Origin of the sequence: Formosa haliotis (genome assembly GCF_001685485.1) — a bacterium.
Lineage (GTDB): Bacteria > Bacteroidota > Bacteroidia > Flavobacteriales > Flavobacteriaceae > Formosa > Formosa haliotis.
Map to the genome: position 1 here is coordinate 2,460,538 of NZ_BDEL01000001.1, position 17,101 is coordinate 2,477,638.

17 protein-coding genes are annotated in these 17,101 nt (G+C 34.2%); 6 read left to right on the forward strand and 11 right to left on the reverse strand.

Translation table 11 applies throughout. From position 1 onward, the window contains the following. Window positions 1–105: 105 nt before the first annotated feature. The 3 genes from A9D35_RS10110 (at window position 106) to A9D35_RS10120 (ending at window position 2,834) form a co-directional block, all read left to right on the forward strand. Window positions 106–1,410 (forward strand): voltage-gated chloride channel family protein, encoded by a 1,305-nt coding sequence (locus A9D35_RS10110; protein ID WP_066222468.1) that lies wholly within the window; start codon window positions 106–108, stop codon window positions 1,408–1,410. Continuing rightward, entirely contained in the window at window positions 1,407–1,748 is a 342-nt protein-coding gene (locus tag A9D35_RS10115; RefSeq protein WP_066222471.1) for a hypothetical protein, read from the forward strand. Before A9D35_RS10110 ends, A9D35_RS10115 begins: the two co-directional genes overlap by 4 nt. Window positions 1,749–1,832: 84 nt before the next feature. Continuing rightward, window positions 1,833–2,834: an NAD(P)H-dependent glycerol-3-phosphate dehydrogenase gene (locus A9D35_RS10120; RefSeq protein ID WP_066222473.1), complete on the forward strand. Its 1,002-nt coding sequence runs from the start codon at window positions 1,833–1,835 to the stop codon at window positions 2,832–2,834. Window positions 2,835–2,845: 11 nt separating this feature from the next. Here the strand turns inward: A9D35_RS10120 and A9D35_RS10125 are convergent, their stop codons facing one another. The 3 genes from A9D35_RS10125 to A9D35_RS10135 are packed head-to-tail and all read right to left on the reverse strand — an operon-like array spanning window position 2,846 to window position 4,659. Continuing rightward, window positions 2,846–3,241 (reverse strand): hypothetical protein, encoded by a 396-nt coding sequence (locus A9D35_RS10125; protein ID WP_066222476.1) that lies wholly within the window; start codon window positions 3,239–3,241, stop codon window positions 2,846–2,848. A 4-nt stretch (window positions 3,242–3,245) separates the two neighbouring features. Next, window positions 3,246–4,265, reverse strand: coding sequence for a phenylalanine--tRNA ligase subunit alpha (gene pheS, locus A9D35_RS10130; RefSeq protein ID WP_066222479.1), 1,020 nt, complete (start codon window positions 4,263–4,265; stop codon window positions 3,246–3,248). Between the two features lie 37 nt (window positions 4,266–4,302). Beyond that, the gene (locus A9D35_RS10135; RefSeq protein ID WP_066222485.1) at window positions 4,303–4,659 is read right to left on the reverse strand and encodes a hypothetical protein; all 357 of its coding nucleotides are present in this window, start codon (window positions 4,657–4,659) and stop codon (window positions 4,303–4,305) included. 127 nt (window positions 4,660–4,786) lie between these two features. Between A9D35_RS10135 and A9D35_RS10140 the strand changes: the two genes are divergently transcribed. Beyond that, complete coding sequence (locus tag A9D35_RS10140; protein WP_066222488.1) at window positions 4,787–5,305, forward strand: CvpA family protein; 519 nt, start codon at window positions 4,787–4,789, stop codon at window positions 5,303–5,305. Here A9D35_RS10140 and A9D35_RS10145 read toward each other — a convergent pair. From A9D35_RS10145 to A9D35_RS10160, 4 genes are read right to left on the reverse strand one after another with little or no spacing between them, the layout of a single operon-like run. After that, window positions 5,302–7,506, reverse strand: coding sequence for a PepSY domain-containing protein (locus tag A9D35_RS10145; protein WP_066222491.1), 2,205 nt, complete (start codon window positions 7,504–7,506; stop codon window positions 5,302–5,304). The genes A9D35_RS10140 and A9D35_RS10145 overlap by 4 nt on opposite strands. Window positions 7,507–7,517: 11 nt before the next feature. Further along, window positions 7,518–8,012, reverse strand: a complete 495-nt coding sequence (locus A9D35_RS10150; RefSeq protein ID WP_066222493.1) for a DUF2271 domain-containing protein — start codon at window positions 8,010–8,012, stop codon at window positions 7,518–7,520. 3 nt (window positions 8,013–8,015) lie between these two features. After that, window positions 8,016–9,521, reverse strand: coding sequence for an ankyrin repeat domain-containing protein (locus tag A9D35_RS10155; RefSeq protein ID WP_066222495.1), 1,506 nt, complete (start codon window positions 9,519–9,521; stop codon window positions 8,016–8,018). 2 nt (window positions 9,522–9,523) lie between these two features. Beyond that, the gene (locus A9D35_RS10160; RefSeq protein WP_066222500.1) at window positions 9,524–10,435 is read right to left on the reverse strand and encodes a DUF6607 family protein; all 912 of its coding nucleotides are present in this window, start codon (window positions 10,433–10,435) and stop codon (window positions 9,524–9,526) included. A 97-nt stretch (window positions 10,436–10,532) separates the two neighbouring features. On the opposite strand from A9D35_RS10160, the gene A9D35_RS10165 reads away from it, so the two are divergent. After that, window positions 10,533–12,617, forward strand: coding sequence for a TonB-dependent receptor plug domain-containing protein (locus A9D35_RS10165; RefSeq protein ID WP_066222501.1), 2,085 nt, complete (start codon window positions 10,533–10,535; stop codon window positions 12,615–12,617). 18 nt (window positions 12,618–12,635) lie between these two features. After that, the gene (locus A9D35_RS10170; protein WP_066222504.1) at window positions 12,636–13,265 is read left to right on the forward strand and encodes an HmuY family protein; all 630 of its coding nucleotides are present in this window, start codon (window positions 12,636–12,638) and stop codon (window positions 13,263–13,265) included. A 78-nt stretch (window positions 13,266–13,343) separates the two neighbouring features. Here the strand turns inward: A9D35_RS10170 and A9D35_RS10175 are convergent, their stop codons facing one another. From A9D35_RS10175 to A9D35_RS10190, 4 genes are all read right to left on the reverse strand, one after another. Beyond that, entirely contained in the window at window positions 13,344–13,979 is a 636-nt protein-coding gene (locus tag A9D35_RS10175) for a carbonic anhydrase family protein (protein ID WP_066222507.1), read from the reverse strand. 21 nt (window positions 13,980–14,000) lie between these two features. After that, the gene (locus A9D35_RS10180; RefSeq protein WP_066222511.1) at window positions 14,001–15,854 is read right to left on the reverse strand and encodes a SulP family inorganic anion transporter; all 1,854 of its coding nucleotides are present in this window, start codon (window positions 15,852–15,854) and stop codon (window positions 14,001–14,003) included. A 156-nt stretch (window positions 15,855–16,010) separates the two neighbouring features. Next, a complete protein-coding gene (locus A9D35_RS10185) occupies window positions 16,011–16,307 on the reverse strand; it encodes a hypothetical protein (protein WP_141675511.1) in 297 nt (98 codons plus the stop codon). Between the two features lie 44 nt (window positions 16,308–16,351). Then, a complete protein-coding gene (locus A9D35_RS10190) occupies window positions 16,352–17,101 on the reverse strand; it encodes a tetratricopeptide repeat protein (RefSeq protein ID WP_066222517.1) in 750 nt (249 codons plus the stop codon).

The window sequence follows — 17,101 nt, forward strand, 5'->3', positions numbered from 1 at the left end:
ATACCTTTCGATAATGAGGTCTACCAAAACCCTTCGTAAAAAAACGAATGACATCTACTTTAATAATAGTTTAAGACTAAAAGGTGTTATGTATATTAGGTCATTATGAAATTTGAACATCTTAAACAAAAACTAGCCTCATTCGAACAAATCCCTTCCTTATATTACCTAATTAAATGGCTTATAATTTGCACATTTCTAGGGATTGTAGCTGGGGGAATCTCTGCTTTTTTTCTAAAGGCTTTAGAATGGGCCACTGCATATAGAGAATCTAATTTATGGATTATTGCCCTTTTACCTATAGGGGGTTTTATAATAGGAACCACCTATCACCTCTTCGGAAACAGTGTTGTAAAAGGAAACAATTTACTCCTAGAAGAATTCCACTCGCCTAAGAAAATTATTCCGTTTAAAATGGCGCCATTGGTATTATTCGGAACCATAGTTACCCATTTATTTGGAGGTTCTGCTGGCCGTGAAGGTACTGCCGTACAAATAGGAGGAGCAGTGGCCGATCAGTTTACAAAAATATTTAAACTCTCTAATCGCGACAGAAAAATTGTATTAATTGCGGGTATAAGCGCCGGTTTTGCTTCGGTTTTCGGAACTCCTTTAGCTGGTGGTATTTTTGCCTTAGAGGTTTTAATTCTTGGAAGGATTCGTTTAGACGCTATTGTTCCTAGCTTTTTGGCAGCTGTTTTAGCGAATTATTTTTGTGAAATTTGGGATATTCATCATACCCATTATCAAATTGCTAGCGTTGCAGAAATGAATCCCATAAATTTACTTTGGGCCATTCTAGCAGGGATTATTTTTGGGTTGGTTGCCATGTTATTTTCTAAAACCACTCATTTTTGGGGAAATCAGTTTAAAAAATTCATTAAATATCCACCGTTACGACCAACAATTGGTGGTATCATTTTAGCCATAACAATCTATAGTATTGGTACAACAAAATATATTGGTTTAGGAGTGCCAACCATAGTAGAAGCCTTTAATTCGCCTTTAAACTCTTACGACTTTTTAGCCAAATTATTATTTACCTCGTTTACTCTTGGTGCTGGTTTTAAAGGTGGCGAGGTTACACCTTTATTTTATATTGGAGCGACCTTAGGTAATGTTCTCATTTGGTTTATTCCGTTGCCAATGGGTTTACTTGCAGGCATGGGATTTGTCGCTGTATTTGCAGGAGCAACAAACACCCCTATTGCGTGCACTGTTATGGGCATAGAATTATTTGGTATAGAAGCAGGTGTATTTATTGCTATTGCCTGCAGCGTGTCTTATTTGTTCTCTGGACACACTGGTGTTTACACCTCACAAATTATTGGAAGTCCGAAAAACACTAGTGTATTTAGAGAAAAAGGACTTTCTTTATCTGAAATTGACGACAAAAGACATCATAAATGAAAACGTTAACCACTATTAGAATCTATTTTGAATACGGTAAAAAACGTAAAGATGTTCCGTTCTGGAAAACACTACACGCCTCAGATTTTGCGACTTTGGTAATAAAACGTGCCAAAGCCTCAAACCTACGTCAGGCTTTACATTTTAACGTCTCGAAAGGTTATTTTGATAGTAAAAAAATTAATTGGGGACTTGGTGATGTGCAACATTATAAACATCCTCAAATTATTGAAATTACAGATTCACTAGATAAAATTGAGACCTTTCTTGAACAAGAAAAGTTAATTTTTGAAGACACTTTCATTCATATCGTTCAAAATGAAATCCTTTTGAAATAAACCAAATCAAATTTTATAACTTGTCAAAAAACCAATAAAACTAGTTTTTTACGTACTTTTGAACCTTATAATTATAATGCTTTTATGAGTAAAGAATTAAAATATGCCGTATTTGGTGCGGGTAGTTGGGCCACTGCTATTGTAAAAATACTTTGCGAAAATCTTGACGAAGTAGGTTGGTATATGCGTAGTGTTTACACAAAAGAACATTTATTAAAAGAACAACACAACCCTAATTATTTAAGCTCGGTAGAATTTAAAACCGAAAATCTTATACTAAGCAATAATATTAATGAAATTGCCACCTATGCCGATGTTTTAATTTTTGCCATTCCTTCTGCTTTTATGCAAAGTGAATTAGAGAAATTAACAGTAGATATTTCTAATAAAACCGTAGTTTCTGCCGTAAAAGGAATTATTCCCGAATCTGGATTATTAGTAGGAGAACATTTTCATGAAGTTTATAATATTCCGTTTAATAACATTGCAGTAATTGCTGGTCCTTGCCATGCAGAGGAGGTTGCTTTAGAGCGCTTATCGTATCTTACGATCTCTTGTGCCGATTCTAAAAAAGCGAAAGCCATAGCCGAAAATTTTTCAAGTAATTATATAAAAACAAAAATTAGCGACGATGTTATTGGCACAGAATACGCAGTAATGCTTAAAAACATTTATGCTATTGCAGCCGGAATTGCACATGGCTTAGGGTACGGAGACAATTTCCAGAGTGTACTTATGAGTAACGCGATTCGCGAAATGAAACGTTTTATAAAGAAGATGCACAAAATGAAACGTAACATTAATAATTCGGCTTATTTAGGCGATTTATTAGTAACTGGGTATTCTGTATTTTCTAGAAACAGAATGTTCGGAAACATGATTGGCAAAGGCTATACCGTGAAATCTGCACAGATGGAAATGAGTATGGTTGCCGAGGGGTATTACGCTACAAAAAGTGCGCATTTATTAAACGACAAGAATAAGAAAAAAACCAAATTGCCTATTATTGATGCCGTTTACGAAATTTTGTATGAAGGTAAAGATCCTAAAGCAACCTTTGCAAAACTTACCAACAAATTAGATTAACTAATCCTGAATTATTTCGTTAAAACTCCCGGAACTCCAATAACAGGAACGGGTTGCATAGCCTTATCGTTTATAGCGTTTTCTTTAAATGTAAAGGTTTTATCAAACATTTTATTGTCTTCAAAAAAGGATACTTTAAAGGTGTTTTTTAAGGCTAGAACATCGTCTTGCAGATACTCTATTTTCGCATAACTTTTAGCAGGTAATTTGTCTATTTTATGACGCATTAAAGTCGTTTTCTTATCTTTGGAAAAGCCTTGAGCTACAATTAAAACGAGTTCTAAATCTACATCTTTATCATTTATAATATAGGCATTCCATTCGTCTCTTTTAAATTCCTTTTGAAACACTTTTACGGCAGCAATATATACGCCTTCAACTACTGGAATATCGATATCTTTCTTCATACAATTAAATTGTAGACTTAAACTGCTCTAAGAAACGCACATCGTTTTCACTTAATAATCTGATGTCGTTAATTTGGTGTAATAACATCGCAATTCGGTCTATACCCACACCAAAAGCAAATCCTGAATAGGCTTTAGAATCAATTTTACAATTCTCTAATACATTAGGATCTACCATACCACAACCACCAATTTCTAACCAACCGGTTCCTTTGGTAATACGGTAATCAGATTCTGTTTCTAAACCCCAATACACATCAATTTCTGCACTAGGTTCTGTAAACGGGAAGTATGACGGACGTAGACGGATTTTAGATTTCCCGAACATTTCGGTAGTAAAATATTGTAGTGTTTGCTTTAAATCTGCAAAGCTTACATCTTTATCTATATACAAGCCTTCAACTTGGTGAAAGAAACAGTGAGAACGTGCCGAAATAGCTTCGTTTCTATACACACGCCCAGGAGAAATAGTACGAATTGGAGGTGCATTATTTTCCATATAACGGACTTGTACAGAACTTGTATGGGTTCTTAATAATACATCGGGATTGGTTTGAATAAAAAACGTATCCTGCATATCGCGAGCCGGATGATATTCTGGCAAGTTTAATGCTGTAAAGTTGTGCCAGTCGTCTTCGATTTCTGGACCTTCACTAACATTAAATCCAATGCGTGAAAAAATATCGATAATTTGATTTTTTACAATAGAAATAGGATGACGTGCACCTATAGAAATAGGTTCTCCCGGACGAGATAAATCGCCATAAATTCCCTTTGCTTCTTCATTGCCTTCCAATTCAGCTTTTAAAGCCTCTACACGCTCTTGTGCCGTATTTTTAAGCTGATTAATGACTTGGCCAAACTCTTTTTTTTGTTCGTTAGCCACATTTTTAAACTCAGCAAAATACTCGTTTAACAATCCTTTTTTACCTAAGTATTTAATACGGAATGCTTCAACTTCTTCTTTAGACTGTGCTTTAAATCCTTCTGCTTCAGCAATAAGTTCTTTTATTTTATCAATCATGATATTCCTTCAAAAATGAATGCAAATTTAATAATTCTTACTGTATATATTCGGTTTCAATGAAATAGTTTACAATAGCTTCTTTCATTAAAATACTTTGTTCTCCGGCTTTTAACGGTGGTAACTGCTCTTTTATAGAATAATGTGGCCAACCTTCTTCGTCTACGTAATCAAATTCATAATACCCATAAGGCACTAATAATTTACAGATAGCAATGTGCATTAAGTCTAATTTTTGATCTTTCTTAAACGTCCGATCTAATTGCCCCAACTCTTGTAATCCTATTAAATAAATAATAGCATCGAGTTCTAAGGTATCCCCATCGGCAAATTGATTAGATAATTTTGTTACAACCTCGTTCCATCGCGATTTTAATTCTTCGTCTCTTGACATATCATTTATATTACGCTTAAAATGCGAGCTACAAAGTTAAAAAATAGCACTTCATTTCACCTAAACATATCATAAAATATGGCAGATTCATTTTAAATATTATATTTGATAAAACAACCAATTCATTATGACTTTATTAGATATTATTCTTGCAGTAATACTCCTTTTTGGCTTAGTTCGCGGATTCATGAACGGCCTTTTTGTAGAAATCGCATCTTTACTTGCTTTGATTATTGGAATTTATGGGGCCATCCATTTTAGTGCTTTTACTGCAACTCTTTTTCAAGATAAAGTAGATTGGGATGAAAACTATATTAGTATAGTGGCTTTTGCGGTTACCTTCGTTGTTATAGTATTGGTTATAGGTTTGGCAGGAAAAGCTCTAACAAAACTCGCTAATTTTGCATTTTTAGGTATCGTAAATAAAATTTTAGGAGGCATTTTTGGCATGTTAAAAATAGGTTTAATTGCAAGTATAGCTCTAAATATTTTTGCCAATTTAAACGATACCATTCCTTTTATGGAGAAAAAAGACCTTGAAAAATCTATACTTTACGAACCTGTAATTGCCATTTCTACAAAACTCTATCCTGCTATTAAGGAAAAGGTAGACGAAAAGAAAAAAGACATCTTATCTGGCAATTAATAGCAATCTAGTTTAAGCTGCCCTCGGTTTTTATAAATACTTAACGGATGTTCTAAATGTTGCTCACAAATGTGTTCTAGAGTTGCTAAAACTCCTTGCTGCATGGTTATAGAACCGCAAATCATTATTACTCCTTTCTGTTTTAAAACTTCGGCCACTTGCTTGGCATCGCGTTCTAAAAGATTTTGCACATACACTTTAGTCTCGTATTGTTGCGAATACGCTAGCTCGAATTTTTGAAGCTTGTTTGCCTTTAAACTATCATCAATCAGCGCCTTATAAATACCGAAAGAGGCTTCTGTTCTCCCTCCCCAATACAATTGCATATTTTGCCCAGAGGTATTCTGGTTTATCATTCCTAAAAATGGAGCAATTCCAGTACCATTGGCTATCATTAGCACCTGTTTTATTCGGTTGGGAAGTCGGAATTCTTTGTTCTTTACCAATCTAGCCTTTATAGAATTACCAGACTTTAAATCGTTTAAATAATTAGAACACAAACCAAGTTCTTGACGCTTTACACTTAAGAAAATGGTATTATTCACTTTACCCACAGAATATAAGCGCTCGATACTATCTGCTTTTGGCTGAATGGCTAACAAATCGCCAGATTGAAACCTTACCAATCCTAGTTTAGGTTTTAATGCCATGGTAAACGTATCATCTGGATTATCTTTTGCAAAAGTTTTATCTAAAACTGTAAAATATCGTTTTCTTTTTTTACGTTCAACTAAATCATCTCCCGGCAATTTAATTTGCAATCCTACTTTTTTCGACCAAGAATTAATCCATTGTGTATAGGCCTCAAAAGATTTGTTATGAATACTAAAAGGCTCTAAAAGCTGAACGGCATTAGGGTCTTTTTGAAACAAGGCATCTACATCTAAAGCATATTTACAAAAATCGGGATAGGCCAAAGACCCAAAACCAACTACGGCATAACTGTAAGCATGATCTGATTGGATTTCTTTAAATTTTTCGGCAAATCGGTTGGCATTTTCTGGAGCTTCTCCTTGCCCGTAAGTTGCCGTAATAACGACTAGATGCTTGCAACTTTTATAAGTAGAAACGTTATTTAATTCTGCTATAAAACTGGATTCTCCTATTTTTAAGAGTTGCTTATGAAGCATATTCGCATATTGTAAGGTGCTTCCGTTTTCCGACCCAATTAAGATAACATATTTACTAGCATCTTTTTTAAAGGTATTTTTAAGCTGAACACGACGACGCTTTAAAGTCATTACAAAACCAGAATACACAAAAAACAGAATGTTAATACAGGCAATTGCTAAAATTAAGGCCCATATAATACTCCCATTTCCTGTATGTAAATTAATACTTAATCGAGAAGCCAGGGCTATTAATGGGTAATTTACCTCGCTTAAAATATCGCCAGTAAATTGATTTACCAAAACTTCGCGATCTTTAAGTTTTATAGTAAAATAATCTTCTACATCTTCAGAAAACGGAAATTCTATTTGACGAACATCTGATAGTTTTGTATCACGAAAAAATGGTTGATCTTGGATACTGAGTTTTGGAGACTCCTTTATCTCCTCGTAATTTACGTTATGTGTAAGGGTTTCCTTCGGTAATAAATCGAAACGATATAAGGATAAATATACACCTGTAAGTGTAATAATAAGTATAGGAATTAAAGACAAACGCCCTAAAACCACATGATAATACTGCGAAAAATTCTCGTTAACAATCTTATTAAAAAAGCGTTTAACACTGCGCTGTCTTTTAATAATTAAAACGGTTCCAGAAATTGCGATTAGGAATAATAAAAAGGAGGCAATACCTACAAAAATACGCCCAATGGATTTTAAAAATAGGGATCTATGAAAATTTGTTGCCCATTTAAAGAGCGGCGCTTTTTCTATAATATCTCCAATTTTTTCACCTGTTTTGGGGTTGATATAAAAGGTTTCAGAATCACCCGCATCTGTTATTACCGATGCTGAAACAAAATCATTTTCATCTATATCTACATTTAAAATTTCAACATAATTTGTTTTTAAATGCTGTATGGTTTCGGCCAGAGTAACCGTATTAAAATCGTCAACTTTATAGGGTTGAATTTGATTAGAAATAGGTTCGAATGCCAAAATAACTCCAGTTACAGAGGCTAATACTATAAAAACAAAAGAAGATACAGCCAGCGCAAGGTGGCTATATCTCCAAATTGAAATTGTCATGCTTATATTATTTAGTTAGGCATTATACGCACGTAACGTATAAATCCTGTGCCTTCTACTTTACTTTTTACGCTCTCTGATGTTAATTTAAACTCGACATCTTTTTCGTAATATTCTTGATCTTCTACAGCAGATTCAAAACGGATACTATAACCTGCATCTATTTTAGAATCTTCAATTTCTACAACGTTAATGGTACGTTGTCCTCCTGCTACAGTTGCTCCAGTAATAGCGTCGATATTGTTTCGCTTTTTACCATAAAACGCCCACCAAGAGGTTAAATCGTTATACCACTCATCATCATCACCTTGCATATACAGCGTTTTTTCGTATTCGCCTTGCGGATTAATTAACGAGATTACTACATAAGCACCTTCCCCCGTGTAATTGGTTAATTGCACCATGCATTTGTATTTCGTTGATGCCTCTACAGCTTTAAATGAATATAAACTAAACACTACAAGAGCAAGAACACCAAGTGTTTTAAGTATAGATAATTTACGCATAAGTTATTTTAAAAAATTAATATTTACGTTGTTTGCTTTTAAAAGTTCATTTTCTTGAGCTAAATCGTAAGCCGTTTCATCGAACTCTGTTTTAATGCTTTTATCGGCACCATTGTCTAATAAAAACTTTAAAACTTTATCGTCTTTAGACGACATCGCAGATTTTAATAAAGGTGTAATCCCTTCATTATTTTCTGCATTTATATCTACTTTATTTTGTTTTGCAAGATTAAGCAATTCAAATTGATTTTGATCTAATGCTAGGTGAAATAAGGTATTTCCGTTAGCTTGAGGTTTAGAAATATCTAACCCTTTTGCCGTTAATAGTGCTAATTTAGCATTGAATTCTGCTTCTTTTTTAGGCGAAAATGATTTTATTAAATACGCTGTTAGGTTATTTCCGCTAGCATCTACAACCTGAACATCTGCACCTTTTTCAATCAAGAAACTTACTACATCTGTTGTGTTTCCTTGCACCGCTAAAGCTAAAGCCGACTCTCCTTTTTTATTGGTTAAGTTAACGTCTTTTACATGCTTTTGTAACAAAGTAACAATCTCTAAATTATTTCTAGAAGCAGCGTTTAAAAATGGAGTATTTCCATTCTGGTCGGCTTGATTTACATCGACACCTTTATCAAGAAAATAGTTTATAACAGCTATATCTTTACTTCCTGATGCCAAACCATGTAAAGGCGTTAAACCTTTGGTTGTTTTTACATTGGCTTTTATTCCTTTACTTTCTAAAAATTTAAAAACGTCTAAACCATTTGTATTCCCTCTACGACCGCCAGCACTTGCAAAAATCATGGCATTTCCGCCTTCATTATTTAATGTTTTATAATCTACACCTTTTTCAATAAGCTGATTTAACATTTTTATATTTCCAGATTTAGCTACATAATTAAAAATTCCATTACCATCGGCATCTTTACTATTTAAATCCAATCCTTTAGATGTAAAATAGTTGATTAAGCTAAAATCGGTATCGCGTTGCGAAGCTAGTAATAAAGCGTTTGCTCCATGATGATCTAAATCTGTTTTTAAATTAGCGCCGTTGGCTAAACACAAATCGTAAACTTTAGTGTTTTTCTGACCTCCAGCAGCAGCAAAGTTTAAAATAGAATATCCGTGGTTATCTAAAATATCTGTTTTTGCCCCATGCTTTAAAAGGTATTCCATGATTTCTATATTACCCTTACTGGCGGCCCAAAAAATGTAAGTGCGACCATCGTGAGTTAACTTATTAACATCGTTACCTTTTATGCCTAACAAATGCTTTATAGTTGCATTTGGAGCCTCTTGTAAAATAGCATAAGCTACCGGATCGAAACTACTCCCATTGAGTTGAGTAGGATCGTTACCTTCTTTAATTTTTAAATCTACTGTTTCAACCGAAGGCTTTGCCCCCCAGAATTCACGGTTTAAAAACGCGTTATTTTCTTGTGCTTGTACAAGTGTTCCAAGCGCTAAAAACGCTCCTAAAATTCCATTTCTTAATACTTTTTTCATGTTTATTTTTTTACAAAAGATTCTATAATTGCACTTATATCAGCCTCATTTTGGTAGTCTTCTTCAGAAAACAAATATTTATATAACTGCTTATTATCTACTTTTTCTTCTAAAGATAAGTTTTTGTCTCTCGCAAAAACCTCATCCCATTTATGGCGTACCAAAGCCCATTTTGCGCTAGTCTTTTTCCAATAATCTTGTGCCGCAACACATTTGCTATCGTCGACTTTAACATAAGTATTGTACCCTTTTTCTTGAGCTATAACCACATCTTTCTTTCCCGCTTCACGCAGTACCTTATCATTGTCCTGATCGTGAATCCAGCCGTCCTTTGTAATTTCCTGACGATTTCTTCTTAAGGTTATATTGTAATCGCTGCGTTTGGTGTATTCTCTTCTTGGTAAAGGGGCGGTTGTTGTATTTTCCCAATAACTTTTGCCATCTACATGTACCCATGACGATGAGCCTTCGTAACGCGGACTATCATCTACTTGAAATACTTTTTGAGTCCACTGGCCTTTAACTTCATTCTTCGGAAGACTAACATAAGTCCATTCGTTATCTCCATTATAGGTATACAAATCTGTATTTTCGTATTCCCAGTCTTGTCGCCAATGTTTTACAATATGAGGGCTTGAAGGATCTCCAACAATTAACAAATGTTGTAAAGCAATTTTATTCTTAGAATCTTCTACCAATTCCACCCATTCTAAACCTTTATCGTGTTTTACTTCTGAAGGCATATACGTTGAATCGTTTGTATAGTTAAAGGTTTCAGCAAAATTAAAATTCACTTCGTAGCAACCACACATACTTTTTATGGCTTCTTGATCTTCTTTTTTATGCTTTTGAGCTGTTGCAATATTAACAACAAATGTAGCGGTACATAGCGTTAATAGTAAAATTCTTTTCATAATTATTGGTTAGTTGTTAATTTTTTTAACAAAATATTTAATCTTATTTAGACTCAATTAAAATAAGATTTTATATTTGTCACAAATTTAAAGAAGAATGAGTCTAAATAAAAATAATATTTTACTTTTTTTTATTATTTGTACGAGCCAGTTTTTAATGGCTCAAGATGCTATTACACTAGCATTAGACTCTACTAAAACTCAAGGCTTATCTGAAGTTATAATTACTGCAACCCGAACCGAACGTCAACTATCTTCTTTACCTCTACCTGCTCAAATCATTTCAAAAAAAGAAATTCAGAAAGTAAATGCCTTACGCTTAAGCGATATATTAAATGAACAAACTGGATTAATTACGATACCCGATTTTGGGGGAGGAGAAGGCATACAACTTCAAGGCCTAGATTCGCAATACACCTTAGTGCTTATAAACGGAGTTCCCCTTATTGGACGTGCTGCAGGAACCCTAGACATTAGCAGAGTTGCCGTGGGTAATATTAAACAAATAGAAATTGTAAAAGGGGCATCGTCTAGCCTTTATGGAAGCGAAGCCCTAGCTGGTGTTATTAATATAATTACAGACGACCCTAAGGAGGGATTTAAAGGCACTGCAAATTATAGACTAGGAACATTTAATACTCACGACGGGAGTTTAGAGTTAGGATATAAAAAAGAAAAATTTGCTATGACGTCGTTTATAAACCGATACAGCAGCGATGGTTATAACCTAAATAACGACAATGTATTAAATACAGTAGAGCCCTTTAAAAACTATACTTTTAATTTAAAATCTACTTACGATTTTACTGAAAACACAGACCTTTTTATTTCTGGCCGATATTATACTCAAAACCAAGATTATGTTGCTTCGGAAACATTAAAAGGGGAAAGTGATATTCGGGAATGGAATGCACATTTAAAACTGAGCCATAAGTATAATGAAAAATGGAATAGTTATTTTGAATTTTACGCCACCAGATATAAAGCCGAAGAATATTTAAATAATCCGGACAATTCCAATTTCAGTTTAAGCGATTTTAACCACTTATTAATACGACCAGAAATTAGAGGAAGCTTTATGCCAAGTGCCAAAAGTACATTTATTGGTGGTCTTGGTTTTAGTTATGAAACTCTAGTACGGACAGATTTTTCGATAAATCCAGAATTTAATTCGCCTTATGCCTATTTGCAATATGACACCAACCCAAACGACAAAATTAATATCATTTTAGGCGCCCGTTTTGACGACCATAGCGCTTACAAGTCTCAATTTAGTCCGAAGGCTGCCATACGTTACGAAATCACAAAAACACTTGCTGTAAAAGGTTCTGTGGGTTATGGTTTTAAAGCTCCGGATTTTAGACAGCTGTATTTCGATTTTACCAACTCTACCGTGGGTTACACCGTTTTAGGCTATAATGCTGTGAGCACTAAAATACCAGAATTAGAAGCTGAAGGGCAACTGGCCAACATCGTGGTATCTGCATCAGAATTTGAAACCGATTTAAAACCTGAAAGCTCGGTAAGTTTTAATCTCGGATTCGATTTTAATCCTACATCCACTTTAACTTTTAATGCAAATATCTTCAGAAATAATATTGACAACCTTATTGACACCCAAGTAATAGCAAATAAAAAAAATGGTCAAAATGTATTTAGTTATTACAATGTAAATGAAGTTTACACCGAAGGCTTAGAACTTAATGCCACTTGGAAACCCACATACAAAATCAGAATAATGGCTGGATATCAGTTATTATATGCTAAAGATAAAAATGCAGAAGAGGCGTTTAACAAAGGAGAAGTGTATGCCAGAGATTCACAAAGTAACGCTTCCTTTTCTCTGGAAGAATCAGATTACTTCGGGTTATTCAATCGCTCAAGACACATGGCTAACTTTAAAGTCTTTTATAAACTTGAAAAATGGAATGCAGATATTAACCTACGCGGAACCTATAGAAGCAAATATGGCTTATACGATACCAACGGAAACACTTATTTAGACCGCTACGACGACTTTGTAGATGGGTATAGCGTGTGGGATATTGCTCTAAACAAAACTATTTTTAAACATTACACTTTAAGCCTTGGCGTAGACAACCTTTTCGGGTTTACAGATACCCAAAACATCAGCAATATTCCGGGCAGAATTATTTACGGAAAACTTAATATTCAATTTTAACCAATTAAATTAATCACTATGAAAATTTTAAAAACTATTACCCTATTAACACTTTTTATTGGTTTCGCATCTTGCAGCAATGATGACGACGATAACACAAACCCTACATTAGAGTTAGAAGCAGAAACCGTTTCTAATATTAAAGCTACTCAAAGTGCCGATTACACTACTAATCCGCCAACAATAACGGGAGATTACATTAAATTCTCTTTTGTTACTGGAGAAACAACGACTGGAGACGATTGGGATATTGCTTTTAGAGGGTCTACAATTCTTGTAAACGGAGGAGAAAAAACGGCGGACGACCAACCTTCAAGGACAGCAAGTGCGGGGACCTACATTACATCTGGAACTTTAGCGAGTGTTATAAAAACAGATGCTTCATTATTTAAGGAAGACAGCACTACAGACGGTTTAGCAATTACTACTGGTTCTGGGAATGGTTGGTATAATTACAACCCGGAAAACCATTTAATATCTCCAATACCAGGTAAAATTGTTGTTGTAAAAACGCACAATGGGCACTATGCTAAAATGGAAATCTTAAGTTATTACGAAAACGAAGAACCTAATGAAGACTTAACGAATTCTCAATATTATACATTTAATTACGTGTATCAACCAAACGAAGGTGTCACTACTTTCTAAATTTCAATTTGAATTAGTCCAAAAAAAGCCACTCAAATTGAGTGGCTTTTTAGTTTTTAGTAAACGTGATTTATTTTTTTAAATCAGTTCTACTTTTCCTGTGCTTAATTTATAAACACCACCAACGATAGAAATTTCACCATTGTCCTCCATTTCTTTTAAAATAGGGCTTTTTTCTCTAATTCTATCAATGGTTAAGGCTACATTATTTTCTACTGTTTTAGCAACAAAATCTTTATTTGTTGAGTTAGATTCACCTTCAAGTTCATTTACAGATTGTTTAACCGCAGGAATAATATTACTCAATAAGGCTGTAATATTTCCTAATTCTACACCGTCGCAAGCCGCTTTAACAGCTCCACAACTTTCGTGTCCAAGAACAAATACTAATTTACTTCCTGCTACTTTACAAGAATATTCCATACTCCCTAAAATATCAACATTTTCAAAATTTCCAGCAACTCTAGCTACAAACACGTCGCCTAAAGCTTGATCGAAAACCAATTCTACTGGTACACGAGAATCTATACATGATAGAATAACTGCTTTAGGATATTGTCCGCCAACGGTTTGTTGAACCAACGCTTGGTTATCTACTGTATTTACCTTGTTCTCGGTAAATCTTTTATTCCCTTCCATTAAATCTTCTAACACGCTTTTTGGTGTTAATGCATCTTGAGCTACTTTGTTTAATGCTGTTGCAATGTGTGCCATAATAATTTAAAATTTATTTTTTTATACATTATTTTTTATCCAACCTAAACAAGATTTGATATTATCAAATACATGTTCTTTAGGTATTAAATCGGGAACGATACCTATGCGTTCCATCATATATTTTGGTTGTTTTAACAACCCTACTAATAGTACTTGCTTGCCTTCGTGTTTTAAATCGACTAAAGTGTCTTCTAATGCATATAACCCCGACTGATCTAGATATTGCATACGCCCGAATCTAAAAATCACAACTTTAGCTTCATCGGGTATAGATTTTGCTAAACGCTGAAAATCGCTCGTAGAACCAAAAAACAACGGCCCTTTTACGTGTTTAATAAACACATTATTTTTAAATTTTTCTGAAATTTCTAACTCATCATCCCAGAATTTTTCCTTTCCTAGAGATTTAACGTTAGAGCGTTCGGCTGTTAAATCTCCTATTTTTTTCATGAACATTAATGAAGCAATAACCAAACCAATTCCTACTGCATACACTAAATTCCAAAACGTTGAAAGTAATAAAACAATCAACATTATTAATACTTCTGAACTGAATTTTAATGGCCCTAATTTTACATCTTTTGGTAAAACAGGAATGGCCTTTAACCCTTTATAATCCATTACACCAATACCTACGGTAACTAAGATTCCTGCCAAAACGGCTGCCGGAATTCGCGATGCTATTGGTCCTAATGCCAAAAGTATAAACAGTAGCATAATACCTGCAATCATTCCAGAAAGTCTTGTTTTTCCTCCAGAATTAATATTTACAACGGTACGTATAGTTGCACCCGCCCCAGGAATACCACCAAACAAACCTCCTATACTGTTTCCTATTCCTTGTCCTATTAATTCCTTATTTGGGTTATGTTTGGTCTTCGTCATATTATCGGCCACCACACTGGTTAATAAAGAATCTATGGCTCCTAATAATGCTAAAGTGATGGAAGCAAAAATATAAGGCGCAATATTCCCGATTTTAAATCCTGTAAACACCTCGAAATGCGGGATAGGCAAACCTGACGGAATTTCCTCTATCGCTCTATAGTCTAAACCAAAACCTACAGCTATTCCAGACATCACAACTAAGGCCACCAAAGTACTGGGTACAGCCGTCGTAATGCGTTTAAATCCATAAATAATAAAAATTGTTCCCAAAGCCAACATAACTTCTAGCCAGTTAATATGTTGAATGGCTTTTGGTAGCACTTTTATAGCGCCTATAACCCCTGAAGCTTCATTGCCAGCTAATGTTTTAGATTCTTTTAAAATATCGTCTTGGGTCACATGTTGTGCACGATTAATGGTTTCTTTGAAATCTTCTAGAACAAGAATGCCTTCGCCAGATTCTTCTTTTAAAATATTTTCTAAAATAAGCTCTTCGGCATGTGGCTTAAACTGATTCACATAAGCCATATCTTCCTTTGGATAATAGCCCAATACAGGAAGGATTTGAGTAATTAATATAATTAAACCAATAGCTGTCATAAACCCTGATACAACGGGATATGGAATATATTTTATATACATTCCCAGTCCGAGAAAACCCAATCCAATTTGAATTAAACCTGCAAAAATAAAAACAGTAAGTATAACGGGTAATGCTTTTACAACATCGCCATCGTTGGCGGCAATTAAACCAGCTATCACTACCATACTTACGGCTGTCATTGGAGCTGTCGGACCAGAAATTTGTGTATTTGTTCCGCCAAAAAGTGCCGCAAAAAAACTTAAAAAAATTGCTCCATACAACCCTGCGCTTGGGCCCAATCCAGAGGACACCCCAAAAGCTAAAGCTAATGGAAGCGCAACTACGCCTGCGGTAATTCCACCGAAGGCATCACCCTTAAGATGTGAAAAGAATTTTTTCATTATCGTGTTTTTATTTCGTTTTCTAAGTTAAATATAATTTTTCATCCAAATTGAATATAAGTAAATTCTTATTAAATCAAATTAGTGAAAATCACAGATTTAAATCTATTTCAACAAGAAAATGGGGCCTTTTACTTGGAGCAAAGACGGGGACGATTATGAGTTTAATTCGGGAGGTGGGGAAACATGCTCTAAAATAGATTGTGTATACATGTTTAAGTAACAATTGAATACTTTTTTAGATTCTAATAATCCAAATGCCACGATTTGATCTTGACAATTTTTAAAGTCTATTTCTATGACTTGAAAAGGTTCGTGCGTATTTTCTTCTTCTGCAAAACTATAAAACATAGAAATATCTGTACCTTTATCAAGTACAGATAACAACGTTGGCGCGGCTAATAAAAGCACAAACAACATGGAGAATATTATAGAAATTACATTTTTAGACATCTGATTTTAAGAATGTACTTAAATTTACGGCACAAAATTGAGAATTACAACACTTTTATATCTGCACTAGATACCCAACCCGTTTTTCCATCTGTTAATTTAATTTTTTTCCAATTATTAACAGTGTCTAATACTTGTACTTTAGTGCCTTCGTGTAACTTAAATACTTCTTGGCTACTTAAATTAGGTTCGCTCTTAATTTGAGTTTCTTGAGCAAAAATTATAGCCGGATGATCTTTATTTGCCAGATTGTAATCGTGAAATGCAAAAAATAAGGTGATAAAACCTAAACCTAAAACAACCAAACTACTTGTAAAGGCTATACGTTTTCTGTTGGTATACTCGGCAAAATAATAGGTTATAAACAAAATTACAAATAGAATAAATAACACCACGGTGGTTATGGCCCAACCATCAAAAGTCATCACATTTGTAAGGTTATTTACAATTTTTGAAATACCGACTTCTGGAATCACTTCTATAGCATCTATAGTCATGTTTCTGGCATAGGCAATGTTGTTTTTTATATCCTTGTCATTAGGGGCCAACTGCAAGGCTTTTTCGTAAAAATATACGCTTGGCGCTACATTATTTAATTTATAATTGGCATTACCTAAATTAAAATACAATTCGCTTGAATGCATGCCGCTATCTAAAATAGCCTGGTATTTATCTATAGCTTCAGCATATTTACCATCATTATACAAAGCATTTCCTTGCTCGAAAAGAGATTCATCTTGAGCAAAAGAGACACTGCTTAACAAAACCATTAGTATGTATAAAATTGCTTTCAT